Origin of the sequence: Chryseobacterium vietnamense (assembly GCF_031454475.1) — a bacterium.
Taxonomy (GTDB): Bacteria; Bacteroidota; Bacteroidia; order Flavobacteriales; family Weeksellaceae; genus Chryseobacterium; species Chryseobacterium vietnamense.
The window spans coordinates 33,888-51,726 of record NZ_JAVDQX010000006.1 but is presented as its reverse complement, the minus strand read 5'-3'; the positions used below and the strand labels follow the sequence as shown (position 1 = coordinate 51,726).

At 36.8% G+C, this 17,839-nt stretch carries 20 protein-coding genes; 3 read left to right on the top strand and 17 right to left on the bottom strand.

Going from position 1 to position 17,839, the window contains the following annotated elements; genetic code table 11:
* Positions 1–82 precede the first annotated feature (82 nt).
* Entirely contained in the window at positions 83–2,719 is a 2,637-nt protein-coding gene (locus J2786_RS20010; RefSeq protein ID WP_052186876.1) for a T9SS-dependent M36 family metallopeptidase, read from the top strand.
* 45 nt (positions 2,720–2,764) lie between these two features.
* Here J2786_RS20010 and J2786_RS20005 read toward each other — a convergent pair whose 3' ends face one another.
* The 11 genes from J2786_RS20005 to J2786_RS19955 form a co-directional block, all read right to left on the bottom strand.
* Positions 2,765–3,937 (bottom strand): DUF2062 domain-containing protein, encoded by a 1,173-nt coding sequence (locus J2786_RS20005; RefSeq protein WP_047428986.1) that lies wholly within the window; start codon positions 3,935–3,937, stop codon positions 2,765–2,767.
* Positions 3,938–3,941: 4 nt separating this feature from the next.
* Entirely contained in the window at positions 3,942–4,418 is a 477-nt protein-coding gene (locus tag J2786_RS20000; RefSeq protein ID WP_047428987.1) for a hypothetical protein, read from the bottom strand.
* Entirely contained in the window at positions 4,415–4,795 is a 381-nt protein-coding gene (locus J2786_RS19995) for an ApeI family dehydratase (protein WP_082001922.1), read from the bottom strand. The genes J2786_RS20000 and J2786_RS19995 overlap by 4 nt, the downstream gene beginning before the upstream one ends.
* Positions 4,796–4,878: 83 nt before the next feature.
* Positions 4,879–5,514 (bottom strand): flexirubin biosynthesis protein LolB2, encoded by a 636-nt coding sequence (gene lolB2, locus J2786_RS19990; RefSeq protein WP_047428989.1) that lies wholly within the window; start codon positions 5,512–5,514, stop codon positions 4,879–4,881.
* Positions 5,480–6,106 (bottom strand): flexirubin biosynthesis/transport protein LolA2, encoded by a 627-nt coding sequence (gene lolA2 / locus J2786_RS19985; protein ID WP_047428991.1) that lies wholly within the window; start codon positions 6,104–6,106, stop codon positions 5,480–5,482. The genes lolB2 and lolA2 overlap by 35 nt, the downstream gene beginning before the upstream one ends.
* The gene (locus J2786_RS19980) at positions 6,099–6,854 is read right to left on the bottom strand and encodes a polysaccharide deacetylase family protein (RefSeq protein WP_047428993.1); all 756 of its coding nucleotides are present in this window, start codon (positions 6,852–6,854) and stop codon (positions 6,099–6,101) included. The genes lolA2 and J2786_RS19980 overlap by 8 nt, the downstream gene beginning before the upstream one ends.
* Before the next feature lie 153 nt (positions 6,855–7,007).
* The gene (locus J2786_RS19975) at positions 7,008–8,069 is read right to left on the bottom strand and encodes a beta-ketoacyl synthase N-terminal-like domain-containing protein (RefSeq protein ID WP_047428996.1); all 1,062 of its coding nucleotides are present in this window, start codon (positions 8,067–8,069) and stop codon (positions 7,008–7,010) included.
* Entirely contained in the window at positions 8,066–9,265 is a 1,200-nt protein-coding gene (locus tag J2786_RS19970) for a beta-ketoacyl-[acyl-carrier-protein] synthase family protein (protein WP_047428997.1), read from the bottom strand. Before J2786_RS19970 ends, J2786_RS19975 begins: the two co-directional genes overlap by 4 nt.
* A gap of 80 nt (positions 9,266–9,345) precedes the next feature.
* Positions 9,346–9,603 carry a phosphopantetheine-binding protein gene (locus J2786_RS19965; RefSeq protein ID WP_034692439.1) on the bottom strand — a complete coding sequence of 86 codons (258 nt, stop codon included), beginning with the start codon at positions 9,601–9,603 and terminating at the stop codon, positions 9,346–9,348.
* 75 nt (positions 9,604–9,678) lie between these two features.
* The gene (locus J2786_RS19960; protein ID WP_047429054.1) at positions 9,679–10,218 is read right to left on the bottom strand and encodes a 3-oxoacyl-ACP synthase; all 540 of its coding nucleotides are present in this window, start codon (positions 10,216–10,218) and stop codon (positions 9,679–9,681) included.
* 14 nt (positions 10,219–10,232) lie between these two features.
* On the bottom strand, positions 10,233–10,604 hold the full coding sequence (locus tag J2786_RS19955) for a helix-turn-helix domain-containing protein (protein ID WP_047428999.1): 372 nt from the start codon (positions 10,602–10,604) through the stop codon (positions 10,233–10,235).
* A 167-nt stretch (positions 10,605–10,771) separates the two neighbouring features.
* On the opposite strand from J2786_RS19955, the gene J2786_RS19950 reads away from it, so the two are divergent.
* Positions 10,772–12,187 (top strand): hypothetical protein, encoded by a 1,416-nt coding sequence (locus tag J2786_RS19950; protein WP_047429001.1) that lies wholly within the window; start codon positions 10,772–10,774, stop codon positions 12,185–12,187.
* A gap of 22 nt (positions 12,188–12,209) precedes the next feature.
* A complete protein-coding gene (locus tag J2786_RS19945; RefSeq protein WP_156121371.1) occupies positions 12,210–12,710 on the top strand; it encodes a hypothetical protein in 501 nt (166 codons plus the stop codon).
* A gap of 58 nt (positions 12,711–12,768) precedes the next feature.
* Here the strand turns inward: J2786_RS19945 and J2786_RS19940 are convergent, their stop codons facing one another.
* The 6 genes from J2786_RS19940 to DarG are packed head-to-tail and all read right to left on the bottom strand — an operon-like array spanning position 12,769 to position 17,825.
* Complete coding sequence (locus J2786_RS19940; protein WP_047429005.1) at positions 12,769–13,935, bottom strand: beta-ketoacyl synthase N-terminal-like domain-containing protein; 1,167 nt, start codon at positions 13,933–13,935, stop codon at positions 12,769–12,771.
* Positions 13,932–14,375 carry an acyl-CoA thioesterase gene (locus J2786_RS19935; RefSeq protein WP_047429007.1) on the bottom strand — a complete coding sequence of 148 codons (444 nt, stop codon included), beginning with the start codon at positions 14,373–14,375 and terminating at the stop codon, positions 13,932–13,934. Before J2786_RS19935 ends, J2786_RS19940 begins: the two co-directional genes overlap by 4 nt.
* A complete protein-coding gene (locus tag J2786_RS19930; RefSeq protein WP_047429008.1) occupies positions 14,350–15,618 on the bottom strand; it encodes an ABC transporter permease in 1,269 nt (422 codons plus the stop codon). Before J2786_RS19930 ends, J2786_RS19935 begins: the two co-directional genes overlap by 26 nt.
* Positions 15,605–16,363 carry an ABC transporter ATP-binding protein gene (locus J2786_RS19925; protein WP_047429009.1) on the bottom strand — a complete coding sequence of 253 codons (759 nt, stop codon included), beginning with the start codon at positions 16,361–16,363 and terminating at the stop codon, positions 15,605–15,607. Before J2786_RS19925 ends, J2786_RS19930 begins: the two co-directional genes overlap by 14 nt.
* Before the next feature lies 1 nt (position 16,364).
* Positions 16,365–17,360, bottom strand: coding sequence for a BtrH-related acyltransferase DarH (gene darH / locus J2786_RS19920; protein ID WP_047429056.1), 996 nt, complete (start codon positions 17,358–17,360; stop codon positions 16,365–16,367).
* A 60-nt stretch (positions 17,361–17,420) separates the two neighbouring features.
* Entirely contained in the window at positions 17,421–17,825 is a 405-nt protein-coding gene (gene DarG / locus J2786_RS19915) for a flexirubin biosynthesis protein DarG (RefSeq protein WP_047429010.1), read from the bottom strand.
* Positions 17,826–17,839: the final 14 nt, after the last annotated feature.

Sequence of the window (17,839 nt, the reverse complement as noted above, 5' to 3'; positions counted from 1 at the left end):
TTTATGTAATATTTGTTTTGTCCGTCTTTTTCTTGTTTTTATATATGCTATATTTTTTATTGCGTGTATTAAATATGAAGCAATGAAAAAAACAAAATTTACTCTTAAACTTTTAGTATTGGGTTTCTTTTCAGGATTTGGAATGATCTCAGCACAAAAGTACGAACAGATTATTACCAACTATTTCAACTCTGAGAAAACGTCTTTTCAAAGAATAGATGAAAAGTTGAAGACGTTTACTGTCATCAATGTAGATCCTTCAAAAAGTTTGAAAGGTGATATTGTAGGAATACAGCAAACGGTTAATGGAATTCCTGTTTTTGGGAGCTCTGCTAATGTATTAATCAGGGATGGAAAAGTATTAAGCCTTGCTGATACGTTTATTAGAGTGTATCCAACCTCCGTTAAAGGAAAAGAGAATGACAAAAAAGAACTGTTAGTTGCAGAAACCATTAAAAAACTTAATGGGAAGCATACTGTAAAAGATGTTGATGGAAAAGAAAAACCAACTCATATAAAGACAGTTTACGTTGCAAAAGGTGGTGAGCTGGTTCTGGGATATCAGTTCTATGTTGAAGAAAAAGAGTCCAGTAATGTATGGAACACTATTGTCAGTACAGAAGATGGTACTATTTTATATCAGGAAAATACTACTTTATCATGCCGTTTTCACGACGAAGCTTATGATCACCACTCCGAATCACAGCTAGAGCATCTTCCACCAGTTCTTTCCTCTGCTGAAGCTGCTGCAAACCTGCAGAAACCTGCCAACTTTGTATTAACACCAGATAATGCTACTTATAACGTATTTGCATTCCCTGCAGAAGCCCCCACATTCGGTAGCAGAACACTTCTTACTAATCCCTGGGATCTGACCGCTTCACCCGAAGGCTGGCATTCTGATGGTACTAATCATTACACAATAACAAGAGGTAATAATTCATTTGCCTATACAGATGAGAACAACCTCAATACACCACAGTTTTATCCGGATGGAGGAACAAACCGAGCATTTGACTTTCCATTGGATGTAACAGCACCCCATACTACTTATACGTCGGCAGCTGTAACTAATTTATTCTATAATACAAATAAAATGCATGACGTATTTTATAAATTTGGTTTTACAGAATCTGCAAGAAATTACCAGGTAAACAATTTTGGAAACGGAGGTGCCGGTAACGACCCTGTTCTGGCAGAATCAAGAGATGGCGGTGGTACTAATAATGCCAACTTTAGCGCGGGAGCTGATGGTACAAGCGGAAGAATGCAGATGTACCTTTTCTCGCCTAGTGGAGGGATAAGATATCTTTATTATAATGCACCATCAACATATACCTCCAGAACTCCGGCTGCTACTACTGCAAGTTTTGGACCTCAGATTATGGGTAATCCTCCTGTAACAGGAGATCTTGCCCTTTCAACGCCGGCTGACGCATGTACTGCAGTCACCCCGGGAAGTCTTACAGGAAAGATTGCTGTGGTAAATGCTGCAGGATGTGCTTTTACTATCAAAACAAAGAATTTGCAAAATGCAGGAGCAGTAGGGGTTATACAATACCACCCGTATAGCAATACTCCGATAACAATGTCAGGAACGGATACTACGATTACAATTCCAACCATTATGGTGGGGATGACAGAAGGCCAGTTTCTGGTAAATGATCTGACTAACGGTATTGTTGGCAATGCAACAATCAAAACCACCGCAGTTTATAAAGATGGAAGCTTAGACAACGGAGTCATCAGCCACGAATTTGGACATGGTATTTCTAACCGACTTACCGGAACAGGAGATTCGTGCTTGTATTTTGTTTCATCAAATGAACAAATGGGGGAAGGATGGTCTGATTTCTTTGCTTTGATGATGACAACCAGACCTGGAGATACTTCTTCTATAGCCAGAGGTATAGGAACTTTTGTTTCAGGACAAGCTACCACCGCAGGAGGAATCAGACCTGCAAAATATTCCCCTGATTTTGCAATCAATAATTATACTTACGGGCGTACAAACGGCATGAAAATAAACTCAAATGTCTCGGGAACCCCTATTACAATACCAGATGTTCATAGTATTGGATTTATCTGGGCAAGTATGCTCTGGGATCTTAACTGGAAGTATGTAGAGAAGTATGGGTATAACAGTAATGTTCTGGCAGATCCTAACAGCGGAAGTGCAAGAGTTTTACAGCTGGTAGTGGATGCTCTTAAATTACAGCCGTGTAACCCAACGTTTGCTCAGGGCAGAGATGCTATTCTTGCTGCTGATCAGGCTTCCACAGGAGGAGAAAATAAATGTATGATCTGGAATACATTCGCTAAAAGAGGATTAGGAGTTAATGCATCTGCAGGGGCCCTAAATGGTTTAGCAATGGGTTCAAATCAACCTTTACCGGAAATGAGTGATCAGGTAGAAGACTTTACAGTTCCTGCAGAATGTGCATTGGCCGTAAAAGAAACTGATAATTCTAAAGGAATATCGATCTATCCGAATCCTGTAAGAAATGAATTCATGATAAAAACCCCATCCGATATGAAACTATCAGGAATTACTACGGTTTCTATCTTTGACTTTACAGGAAAGCTTATCTCTAAAGAAAATATCAATCTTAACAAGCAAAATACCGTCAATGTACAAAAACTAATCAATGGAGCTTATATTGTGAAAGTGAGCAATAACTCAATTGATTACTCTCAAAAGATAATTGTTTCTAAATAGGACTAATTTATTGTGTGATAAGCCTGGAACATTGTCCGGGCTTTTTTAGTTGTTTTCCGGGCTTACTTTATTCAAAAACAAAAAAGAAGCTATCCCTGCAAGAGCAGAAAGTGTAATACTTAAAATAAAACTACCGATTACATATTGGAGAAGATTGTTCTTAATGAGCTCAAAGTTTAAATCCTGACTTAAAATATCACTGTTACCGCTTACAAACGGTGCTCCCAGAAAAAGAGAAGCCGCAATGATAAAGGGAATAAAAGGTGGAAGACTTACATTGGATGCTACAAAGGCTAGTACTTTGTTGAGTTTGAAAAGTACAGATAAACTGATAACCAGAAGCGTCTGGAATCCCCAGAAAGGCGAAAGCCCTATAAAAACTCCCAGTGCTATAGAAAATGCTTTGGTACGGTTGCTCCCGTCACTTTCTAAGACATCTTCCTGTATGAATCTTTTAAAGCTTTTTTTTTTGAAATTATTCACGAAGTTTCTCGGAATAATATAAAATAAAGTAATCGTTACCAGAATTGTATTCAGAATACTGATCCTTGTAAAATCTTTGAAAGGTCTGAAATGTGAAACACGTTCTGCCGGATCATACAAAACCTTGATCGGAACATTTTTTACCGGAACATGTCTCCATGCGGTTCTTACAATGATCTCGATCTCAAATTCAAACTTTGGGGTAAAATATTTCTTTGGAATTTTATGTAAAGGATAAAGTCTGTAGCCGGATTGTGTATCTTCCAGCTTGATTCCGGTTTCAAACCAGAACCAGAAATTGGAAAAACGGTTTCCAAAACTGCTTTTCTTAGGAATACCATCCTGAGACATATTTCTGTTTCCGATCAGAAGAACGTCCTCTTTTTCCTGAAGAAGAGCTTCTACAAATACCGGAATATCATCCGGATAATGCTGGCCATCCGAATCAATAGTGATGGCATAATCATATCCTGACTTCTTTGCTGCTCTAAAACCTGTTTTAAGACCGTTTCCTTTTCCTTTGTTCTCCGGAAGGGAAATAACCATAATCTGAGGATATTGAGAAAGAATCTGTAACGTAGAATCTGTGGAACCGTCATTCACCACAATAATACTTTCGGTGTAATCGAGAACACCGTCAATAACCCTTTTCAGAGTTTTTTCATTATTGTAGGTAGGTATTAAAATGCATATCTTCTTTTCAGAAATAGCATTTTGTACTGCAGCAAGGAACATTTTTTTATTTTAAAGTGGCTTTTTCTGCCTCTGTCATAGTTTTAGATTGTGTTGCAAACCTTTTGATATAGCCTTTCAGGGCTGTATTCTGTTTGCTGTAATTATTCAACAGGAAAGCTTTATCATCCTTCAGGCTTCCACGGTACCCTACAATCTTTGGAATATTTTCCTGAACACTCATTCTGATCAGGCGAAGTTCTGCATTATTAGGATTACTTTTGATAACCGCTTCAAGACTTGTAGCTCCTGTTTTTACAAGAGATTTTCTATTACTTTTAGCAATTTTTGCCTCCATAATCTTTGCTGCTGCTTTATATCCTACAGTTACTGCATCAGAACCGGATTGCTTTTCTGCAGTATCAATAAAGTTTTGAGTATTGCTGTTAGATTCAGTGGCTTTAGCATAGCTGTTTCTCAGAGTTTCAAGATCAGACTGAAAGAGAAAAACAAATGCTGCAAAGAATGATAAGATTAGTTTCATGAGGGTAATTTTTTATAGCTTACAGACATTTTCAATGCAATAGTCTCGCCAAAAGAAGTGGTATTCTTTACTTTAACATCTTCTTCATTTTCAGCAATATCAAGATGCAGTATCAGATCAGGGGTTTCAAAAGGATTGATAATCGCCATGAATTTTACATTGGATGCTGTTTTCAGAAACAATTTTGAACCTGTAAATTCTTCAGTGAGCTCCTTAATAATCTGCATCATGCAAACACCGGGAGTTACCGGATTTCCGGGGAAATGTCCTTTGAAAATATCATGGTCCTTATTAAGATGAATATGAGCAGTAAACTTTCCGTCTTCTGTCTTATCGTATGATGTTAAAGTATAAAAGTCTGTAAGAATGGTTTGCATGATCTTATTTTTTAAGATTAAATGTACAATACATTTCGGTTGAAAACAATATTTGTACGTTGTACAGTCTTTCCTGTCGGAAATTACTCTGTTTCGGTTATTTGAAATAGTTTTATATTGATCTTAAAATCTTTGTGCTGTAAGTTTAAGCTATCCGCGAAGATAGGTTTTTTTGCATCAAAAGTAAAATCGATTTTTTCCTTATTATTTTTCGTGTAAATGATCTGTTTCAGTAAACCGTTTTCCTTGTTGAAGAATAAATAATAGCTTTTATTCTCAATTTTGGAAAGAAAGATTTTAGCATTGTCATTCTCAAAACTTTCGCTTACCGGGTACTGTCTTTTCAAAAGCTGCTGGAAGTCGTTTTTCAGGAAGTTGATGACTATTTTTTTATCCAGATCAGGAAGTACATAATTCAGCTTGAAATTATTGTCAGAAACTTCAAAATCAATCAGTTTATTCCCAAAATCTGAAGTTAATGCCACACGATGCGTTGTTTCATTCAGTTTTTTGATGATCAGAATACCACTTATATGGTTTTTATAAATATCCATCTGACATTTGTAAACGTAATCTTCACCGGAGGAGAAGTATAAGTTTTCCACCAGCTTTTCAGAAGAGGAAACAGGTTGTACTTCCGTTAACTTATACGTTTTACAGGAAACAGCCAGGATCAGAATCAGGCTATAAAGTAAACTCTGACGCAGGAATGGAAGCATTGATCTTGGTATTTTTGAAAACAATATTGGTTGTATCTCCGGAAGCTTCAGTCATATTCACCTGTGAAACCGTTGATTGGTTCTTTGGGAAAAACAGCTCAATCTGTTTGATGTATTTCAACAGCTGGGAAGTCTTGGGAATAAACTTTGCCACATTGTAATTTCCGCTCTTAAAATAAGTTACGGTAAACTCGGGATCATTGAACATGGTTCCGTTTGAGCTTCCTACAATCAGCTTATTGATTTTTTCAAATGTTTTACTCTTGGCATCTACAGAAGATTTTTTCCCCTGATCATTGATGAAAATTTTATTACTTTTAAAAACGATGCTGTACTGATATGGTTTGGTGTATTTCCAGCTCAGCATATTGGGTGTCTGCAAAGACATTTTTCCATAGGTAACAATACTTTTATCCAGAAAATCCATTTTTTTGGTCTGGGTAAAATCACTCTGCAACGTTTTAATTTCTTTCGTTTCTGAAGAAACCTTAGATACAAATGCTTTGGCTTCAGCTCCTGACATAGGTGTGCTTTGTGCAAAAAAGAAACCGGAAACCAGTAAGAACACTCCGAAAGCTATATTTTTAATCATTTCTATTTGAATTTATCACTGTTTCAACAGTAAAGGTTGTATATTTTTTATCCTTCAAAAATACTAATAAATTGGCCAGCACACGAAACGTCTTTTCCGAGGTATCGTGAAGGAGGATAATACTTCCTTTTTTCAGGCCTTTGGTTACTCTGTTGTATATTTTATTTTCATCGTCAATGATGGTATCCAATGATCTTACATTCCATCCGATGCTGTCTTTATTGGTCTTTTTGATTGCTTTTGCAATATTGGGATTTGTCACCCCAAAAGGTGGTCTGTAGAGATTGGTCTTAATATTTCCCACATTTTTCATGATCTTATCACACTTTTCAATCTCCTCAATCATTTTTAAAGTTGATAAAAATCCGGTAGAATTAGAATGTGATAAGGTATGATTACCAATTATATGCCCTTCTGCAATAATTCTCTGAAATGTCTCAGGATATTTTTCAATCTGTTTCCCGATACAGAAAAAGGTGGCTTTTACCTGATGCTCTTTAAGCAGGTCTAAAAACTTTGGCGTAAATTCAGTGGGACCGTCATCAAACGTAAGAGCCACTTCCTTGATTTTAGTACGTTTATGAGTAATGCTGTTAACAAAATATCCCAGTTCAATATCAAATGAACCCCAGACAACTACCGCAGAAAAAGCAAAAAAACAAAACAAGTATACCCAAAAGCTCCCGTGGAACGCATAAATAAAAACGTTGCAGAAAATATAGAACAGGATGAAGGGATAATGTTTCATTGCTGATTGTTTTTTATTGTTAAACTTCTTGAATTTATACCCATTTTGTCATTTTGAGTGTAGCGAAGCGAAATGAAAAATCTATCATATAAAAAGCAGAGATTCTTCCTTCGTCAGAATGACAGCAGCACTGTTTTTATTACTTCTCTTTAATTAAGCTTTTTCCAGTAATACCAAACTATGATCATCACCCGCCAGATGGTTGTAAAGAAGTACATTCTTTATACTTTCCTTTTTCTCAGCATTGATCATCATTACTTCCGGAATCTGCTGTTCCTTCAGGATATGGCAGGCTATGAAAGTTGAGAAACCACTTGCTGTGTTGAATTCACCACTTAAATGTTTATAATACAGCTGTGCGGAATCCGGAAAGATATCCATTGCTTTTTTATAGTAAATATCTGAATCGGTATCTCCGCTGAATCCTAAAATAACAGCATCAATATCATGGTTTGAAAGGTTATTACTGACTAAGAAATTCTGGATAAAATCCTTTACTTCATTCAATTCAACCTTATTGCTGATGTGGATATTCTTAAGCCTGGCGTAAGACTTTTCGGTCTTATCTTTTCCTACAACGAAAAAACTGGCACCTTCACCCCAGATGACTCCGTTGGTATTGGAATTCAGATAATCTGCAGGAAGATCTTCTTCTTTTTTTATGGTATTATTTAAGCAGTAAAGCTCCATTGTTCTGTCCGTCTGCTCATCTGTGGAACCTACCAGAACATTTTCTGCTTCTCCGTCATTGATCTGAAGCTGAGCGTCCAGTAATGAAAACTCCAGTGAAGAAGATGTATTTACATAGGTAAAGTTGTACGCATGGCATTGTAATCCCAGAGCAATCTGTCCTGCTACCGTATTGTGGGTAGACTGGATAAAAAAGGTAGGAGTAAGAAATTCTTCATGATTGTCAATCACGTTTTTCAGAAACTTTTCAGAATCCTGTGAACAGCCCATTCCTGTTCCTACAATGATAGCGTCAGGTTTTTCAACTCCTGCTTCTTTTAATGCGTGGTGTGATGCGACAGAGCTCATTTTTACCGTTTTGGACATTCTTCTGATCATGGCTGGCGGAATGAACTCTTTGTAATTAGGTTCTATTGCTTTAATAATGTTTGAAGAATTCTCAAAACGAAGGTTCTGAAGAATATTTTCGTTTAAAGTGTCCTGAACAGAGATACAGGATGCACTGTTGATGTATACTGCACTCATGATTTTGAGAAAATTAAGGTGGAACAGTTTCCTCCAAATCCAAATGAGTTGGAAAGTACATGATTGATGTTTTTCTCTTTCAATTCGGTAACAGGAGTAAGGTCGAACTCTTCCATTTTTGTTTTAAAATTCAGGTTTGGGAAGATGACACTGTTTTGCATGGCTAAAACTGAAAATACAGCTTCAATTCCTGCTGCTGCGGCCAGAGTATGTCCTGTAAACGCTTTTGTAGAGCTAAATTCAGGAACTTTGTTTTCCCCGAAGATTCTTATCATTGCAATTCCCTCAGATAAATCATTATTAGGAGTAGCAGTTCCGTGAACGTTGATGTAATCTATATTTTCTTTTTCCAGTCCGGAAATTTTCAGGGCTTGCTGCATCGCTAAAAATGCACCCTGTCCGTTGTCTGACGATGCCGTCTGATGGTGTGCATCATTGGCATTCCCATATCCGGAAAGATAGGCAAGAACTTTTTTATTTTCTTTTTTGACCATTTCTTCAGATTCAAGAACTAGGAAAGCCGCAGCTTCCCCAAGATTCAGTCCTTTTCTGTTGTTGTCAAAAGGAGTGTTATAGGAATCTGTAAGAATCATCAGAGTATTGAAACCGTTCAAAGTAAATTTTGAAAGAGAATCTGTTCCCCCGACAATCACACGATCCAAAACTCCGTTTTTAATCAGTTTTGCACCCATCATAATAGCATTGGCTGCCGAAGAACAGGCTGTACTGATGGTAGAAACCATGCCTTTTAGTCCCAGATAACCGGCAATAGCCAGTGAAGAATTTCCGGCATCATGGGCGTCAATATATTTTTGCTTTTCAGGAAAGTCTTCGTAAGAGTAGAAGTACTTTTCAGTGATATCCATCCCGCCTACACTGGTAGAAGAGATCAATCCGGTTCTGTATCCATTGATATCTGAAATTCCTGCACTTTCTACAGCTTCTTTTGCAGCAATCATTCCCAATAAAGAAGTTCTTGTCACATTATTGTCTTCATCAAGCTGAAGTTTCTCTGCAAGTTCTTCGTTGGATAATTTTATTTCACCCGTTTTAATGGCTCCCGTATGACGGGTTTCAAACATTTCTATATCTGAAATTCCATGTTTTCCGGATCGTAGTGAAATAAAATTTTCCTCCACATTGTTTCCGATGGAGGAAATGATGCCCATTCCCGTTATGGCAATTTTTTGACTCATGGTATTAAATCATAAAACAGTGTAGCAATGTGATAATTGATTAGTAATTACCACATTGCTATATAGTTAGATTGTTGTATTTATTTTGTTCTGTTATCCTCGATGAATTTAGCCATCGTATCGATAGACTGGAAAATCTCTTTTCCTTTTTTAGGATCTGCTAACTTTATTCCATAGTCTTTATCCAAAAGAACGATCAATTCCAAAGCATCGATAGAATCTAATCCTAATCCTCCTCCGAACAATGGATCAGTATCTTTGATTTCTTCTACAGATACATCTTCAAGATTAAGAACTTCGATAATTTTGTGTTTCAATTCTGTTTTTAAGTTTTCCATAATTAAGTTGGTTTATCAGTGCTTCGGCATATCATAAAGATCATTACATCATTACACTGTTATATTGTTACATTTTTATAAGGTTAGCAAATATACAAAAGCTTTATAATTTTCCTGATACAATTCTACCCAGCCACACAATACTTTATCAGCCTTCCCGGACAGCAGGATTTGTTCAGAATAATCGTTTAAAAAATTTTCATCAAATTCATCTAAAACAAAAAAAGCATTTTCTGTCTGCATTTTGTGCTTAATACTGATTTCGCCTACACAGATGTTGGGCAGAGTATAGACAAAAACGGCAGGACTCGGATAGAAGTTATCCTGATCATTGATACTTTCCTGATATTTGAAATCTGTGTCCAGACTGGAAGATCTGTTGGCAAAAACAATAGCTGTTCTGCTGTGATCATCATCTTTCAGAATGGTTTCAGCGGAAAGAAAAGCCAGTTTACTCAAATGATCCATTTTATGAAATTTAGGATAGCTGAGATCTAAACTTTTATAAGCTTCTTTGGCAAATTCCTGAAAGGTTTCGGCAGGGCTTTCAAAAATAAGATTTCCGTCAACGGTTATTTTTGAATGTTCTATGGTGCAGGTGTTTGTTTTCTTCATTAATGGTATTTCCATTATTTCTTCAGCAGGCTTTCTATTAATTTATTTTGAGATTCAATGAGTTTCGAAATCTGCTCCTGATTTTTTAGAATACTTTCAATAAGTTCAGGCGATTGCATATTGATAGTTGATTCAGCAGAAACAACATAAGAAGTGCCCTCAAAATTTGCATTTGGAAAATTAATAGTAGATATATTTTCTAATAACTCATAGATGTCTGTTTCAAAAACCTCTGCAATTTTTCCCAGCTTATCTATATTGGGTTTTGTCTGATCTGTTTCCCATTTGTTATAAGCCGGTTGTGAAATATCTAATCGGTAAGCAGCATCAGCCTGTGACCAGTTTTTATCTTGTCTTAGCTGTTTTAGTTTGGTTCCTAAGCTCATGGAGGTATTTTTTACAAATATAAAATAATTTGAAATGATAACTGTTGGTTATTGATTTTATAACCAACAGTTGTTGTACAGATATTAAATTCTAAATAATATTGCATCTGTTATCACATCAATGTGATAAAAAAATTTATATTTAACACATTAAAAAACAAATGTCTATGAAAAAAACTATTTTCCAGCTTTGCTTTCTTCTTGCCATTCTGTCTACCTTATGGTGTTGCCGGAATGAAGAATTCTCTACAGAAGATTCTGCTCAGCAACGCTCTTATAATTCTTCAGCCAGATTTTCATCAAAAAGTTTCTGGAAGGAAGACGAAGTGTACATCAGTAAAGTACATCAGGTATTTATGAAAGTAGCCAATATGGAACACATAAAAAGCAAATATGGTGATCTGTATTGGGATTATGCCATGACTTTCGGCCAGTTTGGAGAAAGTTATCTTTTGGTACCTGTAGTAAAAGACAACAGAGTGGTTTTGCTGATGGAAGCTGTAAGAGAAGGAAATAAAGTCTATTTCTTTGAAAAAGATGACAAAAGAATAATTGATTTTTTCCATGCCGTTATCTTTTCCAATATCACCGATTATGGGGAGAAAACAGATTCTCAAACCTCAACTTCGTCAAGAAACACACCCGTTTTTCAGTGCAGTACCAGATGGATTACCATAGGATGTACTGATAAAGACCCTAATTGCACCCCGTATACAACGTCAGAAACAATTTGCAAGTGGGTACCTGGTACAACCCCCAAAACATTTGATCCTATAGGAATGGATGACGGAGGAGGAGGAGGAGGAGGAGGAGGTGATGGTTATGAGTACCCGGATCCACCGGAAATGGACGATCCTTGTAAGAAAGCAGAAAGCTCAATGACGAGTGCCAATACTATTTTAAAAAATAGTGAAGTAAAACAAAAAATGGATGTAGCTTTAAAAGGAAAAATTCAGGCTCCTAATGAATGGGCGGTAGCGATAGGTCAGAAGCCTAATGGTGAGTATGAAATAACACCACCTGTAGAACAAAATATTTCTAATGGAACCATTCCCAGTGCTCAGTTAACAAGTCCCTATATTGGTGATGGGCATTCTCACTCTGGCGATAGAGGTAATCCTTCGGGAGGAGATTTATATAATATGATTACTTCCCTTGCTGGTAACCCTGCCCTTAAATATCGTTTTGTGTATGGCAATTCTGGCGAAGGAACTGCAGAGACCTATGCCTTAGTCATTAATAATGCTTCTTTGGCTCAGCAATTTCTTAGCCAATACCCAAAAGATGAAAATTATAATTCTCAAGATCATTCAATTAAAGAAAAAAGTATGTTGGGAATAGAATTTTATAAGGCCGACGTATATTATCAATCTGGGGCATCTGAAAATAGTTCGGGAGAAGATTATGATAGTAGGGCTGTTGCAATGGCTTATATTTTGGATAAATTTAATGCGGGTATTAGTATTGCTAAAGCGGATGCGAATGGAAATCTTAAAAAGATAAATGCAGAGGTAACACAAATAACAGTGCCGTACAGCGGTGGTAAAATTAAAGATGGTGTGAAAGTATCAAAATGTCCATAATTTAATTATTAAAAAAAATAATATGAAATCTATCTTTTTAAAAAGTTTATTTGTAATAAATATATTTTTAATGTATAACTGCAATGCTCAGCATGCGTCTGTAAATGAATATATTGCATTTTATAATGGAGTTGTTCCAAAATTGAATTCTGTTGCCGCTAATAAAACACAGTTTTATGGGCATAATTTCTCTGAATTTTATAATGAATTATTAAGTAAAAATGTAAGTATTGTAAATTTAGGGTATGGCGGCAAAACAGATACTGGTATAAAATATTATAAACTAAGATTGTTTTTTTGTGATTCTAATATGGATAAGCCCGCATTGGACAATAAATTTCAAATTCCCTGGATAACAATTACCTTTCAGGATGAAATTCCCTCTCAAATTAAAAGTATGGTACTGCAATATCATGGAGAATGGAATAACACTTTTGTCCAATTTTTTTCTAATATGAAAATAGAAAGTATAGAGTTTATCGGTGTTAACGGTTATAACAGCAATGATTGGTCTGGGAAATAATTCGTTTTCCAGGAGAGAATAAAGATATATATGCCCTTCAGAATTGAAGGGCATAATTTTAACATTTTTCAAGTACAACTGCTGCATTACAACCGCCAAAACCGGAAGCGGTCTTTAGAATATATTTAATATCTGCAGTTTTGTTTTCTTTAATGATATTCAAAGGCTGGGTTACTCCTGTTTCCTCAAAATTCTTTGAAGGAAGCAAAGTGCTGTGAAGAGCGCTCTCCATGGAAATAATGCTTTCAAGAAGCCCTGATGCACCCAGACAATGTCCGTAATAGCCTTTCATACTGTTGAGCGGAATATGCTGAAGATCCATTCTGTTGAAGGCAATAGCTTCCATTTCATCGTTATATAAAGTAGCTGTTCCGTGGGCAGAAATAAAATCAATCTGTTCAGCAGAAACATTCGCTTCTGTCATGGCACTTTTGATACTGGCATATAAACCGTCACCCGTTCTTGAAGGTCCGGAAATGTGATTGGCATCATTGACAGCAGAGTCTCCCAGAACCTTGAATCTGAATTTCCCGTTTTGTGAGATTCTTCCTTCGTCAGAATGACAGCTGGTTATATAGACTGCAGCCGCGGCTTCACCAATATTGATACCGTCTCTGCTTTTATCATAAGGCTTGCATGGTCCTGATCCTATAGCCTGAAATGAGTTGAATCCTGAAATAACAAATTCAGAAAGCTCATCTCCTGCAATAACGAAAGCATCTTTGTATTTTCCTGCCCGAATCATATTTTTCGCTACAGCAATTGCCATTACTCCTGAAACACAGGCATTGGAAACTACAATTGGTTTTGTTTTGAATCCGAAAAAATCTGCAATTTTTTCTGCTAATTTTGATAAATATACGCCTTGCGGCAGGTCAGACTGGTTTTTTAACAGACTGATATTTCCTTTTGTGGTGGAAAGGATGAAAGCGGTGTCTTCTGATATAGTATGTTTTTCAACAAGTGGCTGTAAGCTTAAAAGAAGCATCTTTTCCAGTCTTGTGAAATTAGGAATGTCATTCTGAGTGGAGTCGAAGAATCTGTTGAATTCTTCATTCAGTTTGTCAGAATCAATCATGGAAGCGTAAAAAGCATCCTGCTTGTCGATGATTTTGTGCAAATCAACTCCAGATTTTCCTTCTACAAGAGCATTCCAGTTGGCATCAACATTGAAACCTAACGGAGTTACACAATTGTAGTCTGTGATGTAAATTTCTTTCCTCATGACAATCCCATTTTATCTTTCCAGTTTTGAAAAAATTCCGGATTATACAAACATAAGCTTCCGTTACTATCAAGAAACACCTGAATGGTTTCACCGCTGCATACCAATTGATTTCCCTGATTGAAGATCTCATATCGGTAGATAAGCTTAGCTGAAACAGAATTGATAAAAGTAGTTACAATTTTGAATGTTTCTCCATATTTTAAAGGAAGAAAATGCTCACAGGTACTTTTTACAATTGGTGTTACAAATCCTGCATTCTGAATATCGAGATAAGTTAAACCGTGCTGACGTCCGAAAGCTTCCCTTCCGTCTTCAAAATATACGATATAATGACCATGCCAGACAATTCCCAGCGGATCTGTTTCATTAAAGCGTACTCTTACTTCTTCAGTACAGGTTAATATATTTTCTTTAGACTGCATTTTGTTTTCTTTCATAAAATATGGAAATAGCTACAGTGGCAATATAGAATAAGAAAAGGAAAACCAGTTCTTTGGCAATCCCGCCAATTCCGCTGTTTCTTAAAATAATATCATAATAGGCATTCAATCCCCAGTTCATAGGGGAGAATTTGGCTACGGTCTGCATGAATTCCGGCATTAAAAATACAGGAACCCAGATTCCGCCGATAGCTGCCAAAACAACTACAGAGGTCGCTCCAAATGGGGCAGACTGCTCCTGTGTATCGGCAATAGTTCCCAATAAAACACCGAATCCAATGGCTGCCAGTCCTGCAAACAGCGTTACTGTTACAAGCTGAAACATTTTTCCGGATACATCAAAAGCCGGAAGATCCATATAAGGGAAAAGATAAATACCTACTGCAACCATCAGTAAAAACTGAATAAGACAGATGATAAGATAGGTAAATGTTTTTCCTAAAATATGTACAAAATAAGGCGTAGGGCTTATTCTTGCTCGTACACTTGTGCCCTGGCTTTTTTCCTTTACAAGGTTGATGGATAAAGGAACTACAATAAAGAAGATTGCAAAAAGAGTCCATGCAGGAACGTTATGCTGAACGGAATTCGGCATCACATCCATTTCTCCTTTTTTGGGAGTGATCTCTTTAAAGCTGATCAGGTTTTTATTTTCGTCAAGATTTTCAGTTGTTCCCAGCTGTTCCTGAAATGCCTTGTAAATCTTTTTATTTTCAATCTCAAAAACCATTTTATTCACAGAATTCATCACGGAGTTTTTGAATCCGGCATTGGTAGCGGGATCAAAATACAAATGAATTTCTTTCGCCTTAGGAGCAGCTGTTTTTACTTTTGCTGAATCTCCTTCCAGTCCGAATGAACTTACAATGGTCTGAACTTTAGAATCAATATTGGAATTTAAATCTTTCGTTAAATTATCAGGAATGACGATCGCCATCTGGTAATCTCCCGAAAAAACAGCATCCTGAGCAGACTTTTCATTGAAATTGGTCAGCAGCTGAAATGTTTTGCTGTTTTCCAGCTCTGCTTTTATATTTTTTGAAACCTCAGACTTATCATTATCAATAAAAATAATCGGAATCTTTGATCCTTCAAGGTTTTTAAAGGTAGAATCCTGAATAAGGGTAATAGTGACAATCAAAAGCAAAGGCATCACAAAGATGATGACAATTCCTCCGATATCTCTTTTCAGCAGCAGGATTTCTTTAGTAAAGCTTCTCCACAGTTTATACAACAACATCTCTTAATTCTTTTCCGGTTAATGAAATGAAAACATCTTCAAGGTTTTCAGCGCTTGCTACTCTGTTCACCAATTCTTCAGGAGTTCCTACAGCGTGGATTTTTCCATGATCGATGATGGCAATTTTAGTACAGAACTCTTCCGCTTCTGAAAGGTGATGAGAAGTATAAATAATGCAGGTGCCCTGTTTATTTAAATCTAACAGATAATCAATAATGGCTTTTTTGGACTGAACATCTACTCCTACGGTTGGCTCATCCAGAAAAAGAACTTTAGGATTGTGAAGGGTGCCGGCGATGAGGTTGCAGCGGCGTTTCATTCCTCCTGAAAACTGTCCTACCTGTTTGTTGGCAAATTTTGAAAGACCCATAATTTCCAGGGATTCATCAATGGCTTTTTTAAGCTGGTTATGCTTTAAACCATACAGGCTTCCAAAAAACATCAGGTTTTCTTTGGCTGTAAGCGTTGGATATAAAGCATATTCCTGAGGGACAATTCCGATAATCTGTCTGATTTTGAAACCATCCTTCTGAGGAGATAAACCATTGATGGTAAACTGCCCTGAAGTAGGTTTTATCAGTCCCGAAAGCATGGAAATTAATGTCGTTTTTCCGGCTCCGTTGGGTCCGAGAATTCCGTAGATTTCATTTTGGCTGATGCTCAAAGAAATATCATTTACAGAAAACTCATCAGAATTTTTGTATTTCTTGTATAAGTTTTTGATCTCAATCATATTTTCTGCCATATCAGATCGCTTTTCTCAGTTTTTTATAGAAAGCTTCCTCCAGATCTGCAATGTGCAGCATCGTTTTTGAAAGTTCGTTATAGATATTGCTTTTTGAGTTCCTGTTCTTATACACTCTGGCAATATCCACGGCAAAATCTCTCCAAAGGTCACCAATCGAAGTAATTTCTTTTGATAATTCTTTTAATTCATCATTTTTAAGAATAACAGATGCTTCCTGAAGAAATGCACCATAGATAAATCTGAAGCCTCCGCCTCCGGTTCCAATTTCTTCCTGCATTCTGATCAACTGTCCCAAATAATGGTTGGTTACCTTTGTTCCTTTCTTTTCTGCCCATTTAGGGATGCTTTTGGCAACCCACCTCATGGCTTTTACGCCGATAAGCGGTACGGGAGCCAGCATATTTTTACAGGTATCTTTAATCCCTTTTTTGATAGCTTCCTCAAGGTTTACATTTTCCGGAACATAAACAGGGTAGTACATATGTCCTTTCGGAGGAAGTGCTCCTTTGGCATATCTTACTTTTTCCAGTTCGGCTTCGGAAAGAGAGGTTGTATAGTCCATTACCGGATCACTGATCAGAAATTTTCCGTCTTCTTTTCCATACACCACAAGGTTGTGGGCGTTGAAGTGGAATTTGTACTCTTCAGGGAAATAGGTAAGGTTGAAAACTCCTACCTGAAGTCCTGTAGGAATATTTTGTTCCAGATTTCTTTCAAGCGCTTTTTGAGCATCTTGAGGATTTGAGAATTTTTCTCTTTTGATTTTAATTCCTAATCTTTTGGCTGCTTTACTGAAAATAGCACCCGGCATCGGACGATAGCTGAAGCCCGGAGCAAAATTCACCTTTAAAAAAGGAAGATAGACAAAAAACAGTCCTGAACCGATCCCGAAGATCATGGGCTCACTTAGTTTAAGTCCTTTGTTAAGCAGTAAATTAGAAGCAACACCGTTTTCGCAATGCGCAGTCTGATGGTGTTCAAAGTTTAATTTCATTTGCTGATTGTATCTTTTCATGGGTTAAAAAGGATCCGGCATTACACTGCCTGGTCTCATTTATTTCCCGTTGAAGTTCTTTAATTCATCCACTGAAATTCCGAATGCATCGGCATATTTTTTCAGTGCATTTTCGCTTAGTGTTTTGAATACTTTGGGTTTAAAATGTCTTTTTACCCTCCATTGCCACATTCCTACATAAGAAGCAAGAACACCAATGTCCATTTTATTCAGTTCCATAAAATAGGCAATAGGACTTGCTACATTATTGGCAACATTTTGTTTTGCTTCCTCAATTCTCTCATAAATAAGTTCCATAGATTCATCCAGAGCAGCTTTCTTGGCATCCCAGCCTGTACTGTTTGCTGTCGTGTAATTGTCGTTCTCATCCGTTACATACAGAACTTCAGTCATGTTGGCGGATTTCAGGTTACTTTCGTCTTGAGGCAGGTCTTGTTTTTTCATCTAAATAATGTTTA

Bases quoted from the DNA above. Each gene is read 5' to 3' on its own strand.
- lolA2 (WP_047428991.1), bottom strand. From the start codon at position 6,106: ATGATTAAAAATATAGCTTTCGGAGTGTTCTTACTGGTTTCCGGTTTC.
- J2786_RS19980 (WP_047428993.1), bottom strand. From the start codon at position 6,854: ATGAAACATTATCCCTTCATCCTGTTCTATATTTTCTGCAACGTTTTT.
- J2786_RS20005 (WP_047428986.1), bottom strand. From the start codon at position 3,937: ATGTTCCTTGCTGCAGTACAAAATGCTATTTCTGAAAAGAAGATATGC.
- J2786_RS19930 (WP_047429008.1), bottom strand. From the start codon at position 15,618: ATGTTGTTGTATAAACTGTGGAGAAGCTTTACTAAAGAAATCCTGCTG.
- J2786_RS19950 (WP_047429001.1), top strand. From the start codon at position 10,772: ATGAAAAAAACTATTTTCCAGCTTTGCTTTCTTCTTGCCATTCTGTCT.
- J2786_RS19955 (WP_047428999.1), bottom strand. From the start codon at position 10,604: ATGAGCTTAGGAACCAAACTAAAACAGCTAAGACAAGATAAAAACTGG.
- J2786_RS19940 (WP_047429005.1), bottom strand. From the start codon at position 13,935: ATGAGGAAAGAAATTTACATCACAGACTACAATTGTGTAACTCCGTTA.
- J2786_RS19995 (WP_082001922.1), bottom strand. From the start codon at position 4,795: ATGCAAACCATTCTTACAGACTTTTATACTTTAACATCATACGATAAG.
- DarG (WP_047429010.1), bottom strand. From the start codon at position 17,825: ATGAAAAAACAAGACCTGCCTCAAGACGAAAGTAACCTGAAATCCGCC.
- lolB2 (WP_047428989.1), bottom strand. From the start codon at position 5,514: ATGCTTCCATTCCTGCGTCAGAGTTTACTTTATAGCCTGATTCTGATC.
- J2786_RS19970 (WP_047428997.1), bottom strand. From the start codon at position 9,265: ATGAGTCAAAAAATTGCCATAACGGGAATGGGCATCATTTCCTCCATC.
- J2786_RS20010 (WP_052186876.1), top strand. From the start codon at position 83: ATGAAAAAAACAAAATTTACTCTTAAACTTTTAGTATTGGGTTTCTTT.
- J2786_RS19965 (WP_034692439.1), bottom strand. From the start codon at position 9,603: ATGGAAAACTTAAAAACAGAATTGAAACACAAAATTATCGAAGTTCTT.
- J2786_RS19945 (WP_156121371.1), top strand. From the start codon at position 12,210: ATGAAATCTATCTTTTTAAAAAGTTTATTTGTAATAAATATATTTTTA.
- J2786_RS19960 (WP_047429054.1), bottom strand. From the start codon at position 10,218: ATGAAGAAAACAAACACCTGCACCATAGAACATTCAAAAATAACCGTT.
- J2786_RS19935 (WP_047429007.1), bottom strand. From the start codon at position 14,375: ATGAAAGAAAACAAAATGCAGTCTAAAGAAAATATATTAACCTGTACT.
- J2786_RS19925 (WP_047429009.1), bottom strand. From the start codon at position 16,363: ATGGCAGAAAATATGATTGAGATCAAAAACTTATACAAGAAATACAAA.
- J2786_RS19975 (WP_047428996.1), bottom strand. From the start codon at position 8,069: ATGAGTGCAGTATACATCAACAGTGCATCCTGTATCTCTGTTCAGGAC.
- J2786_RS20000 (WP_047428987.1), bottom strand. From the start codon at position 4,418: ATGAAACTAATCTTATCATTCTTTGCAGCATTTGTTTTTCTCTTTCAG.
- darH (WP_047429056.1), bottom strand. From the start codon at position 17,360: ATGAAATTAAACTTTGAACACCATCAGACTGCGCATTGCGAAAACGGT.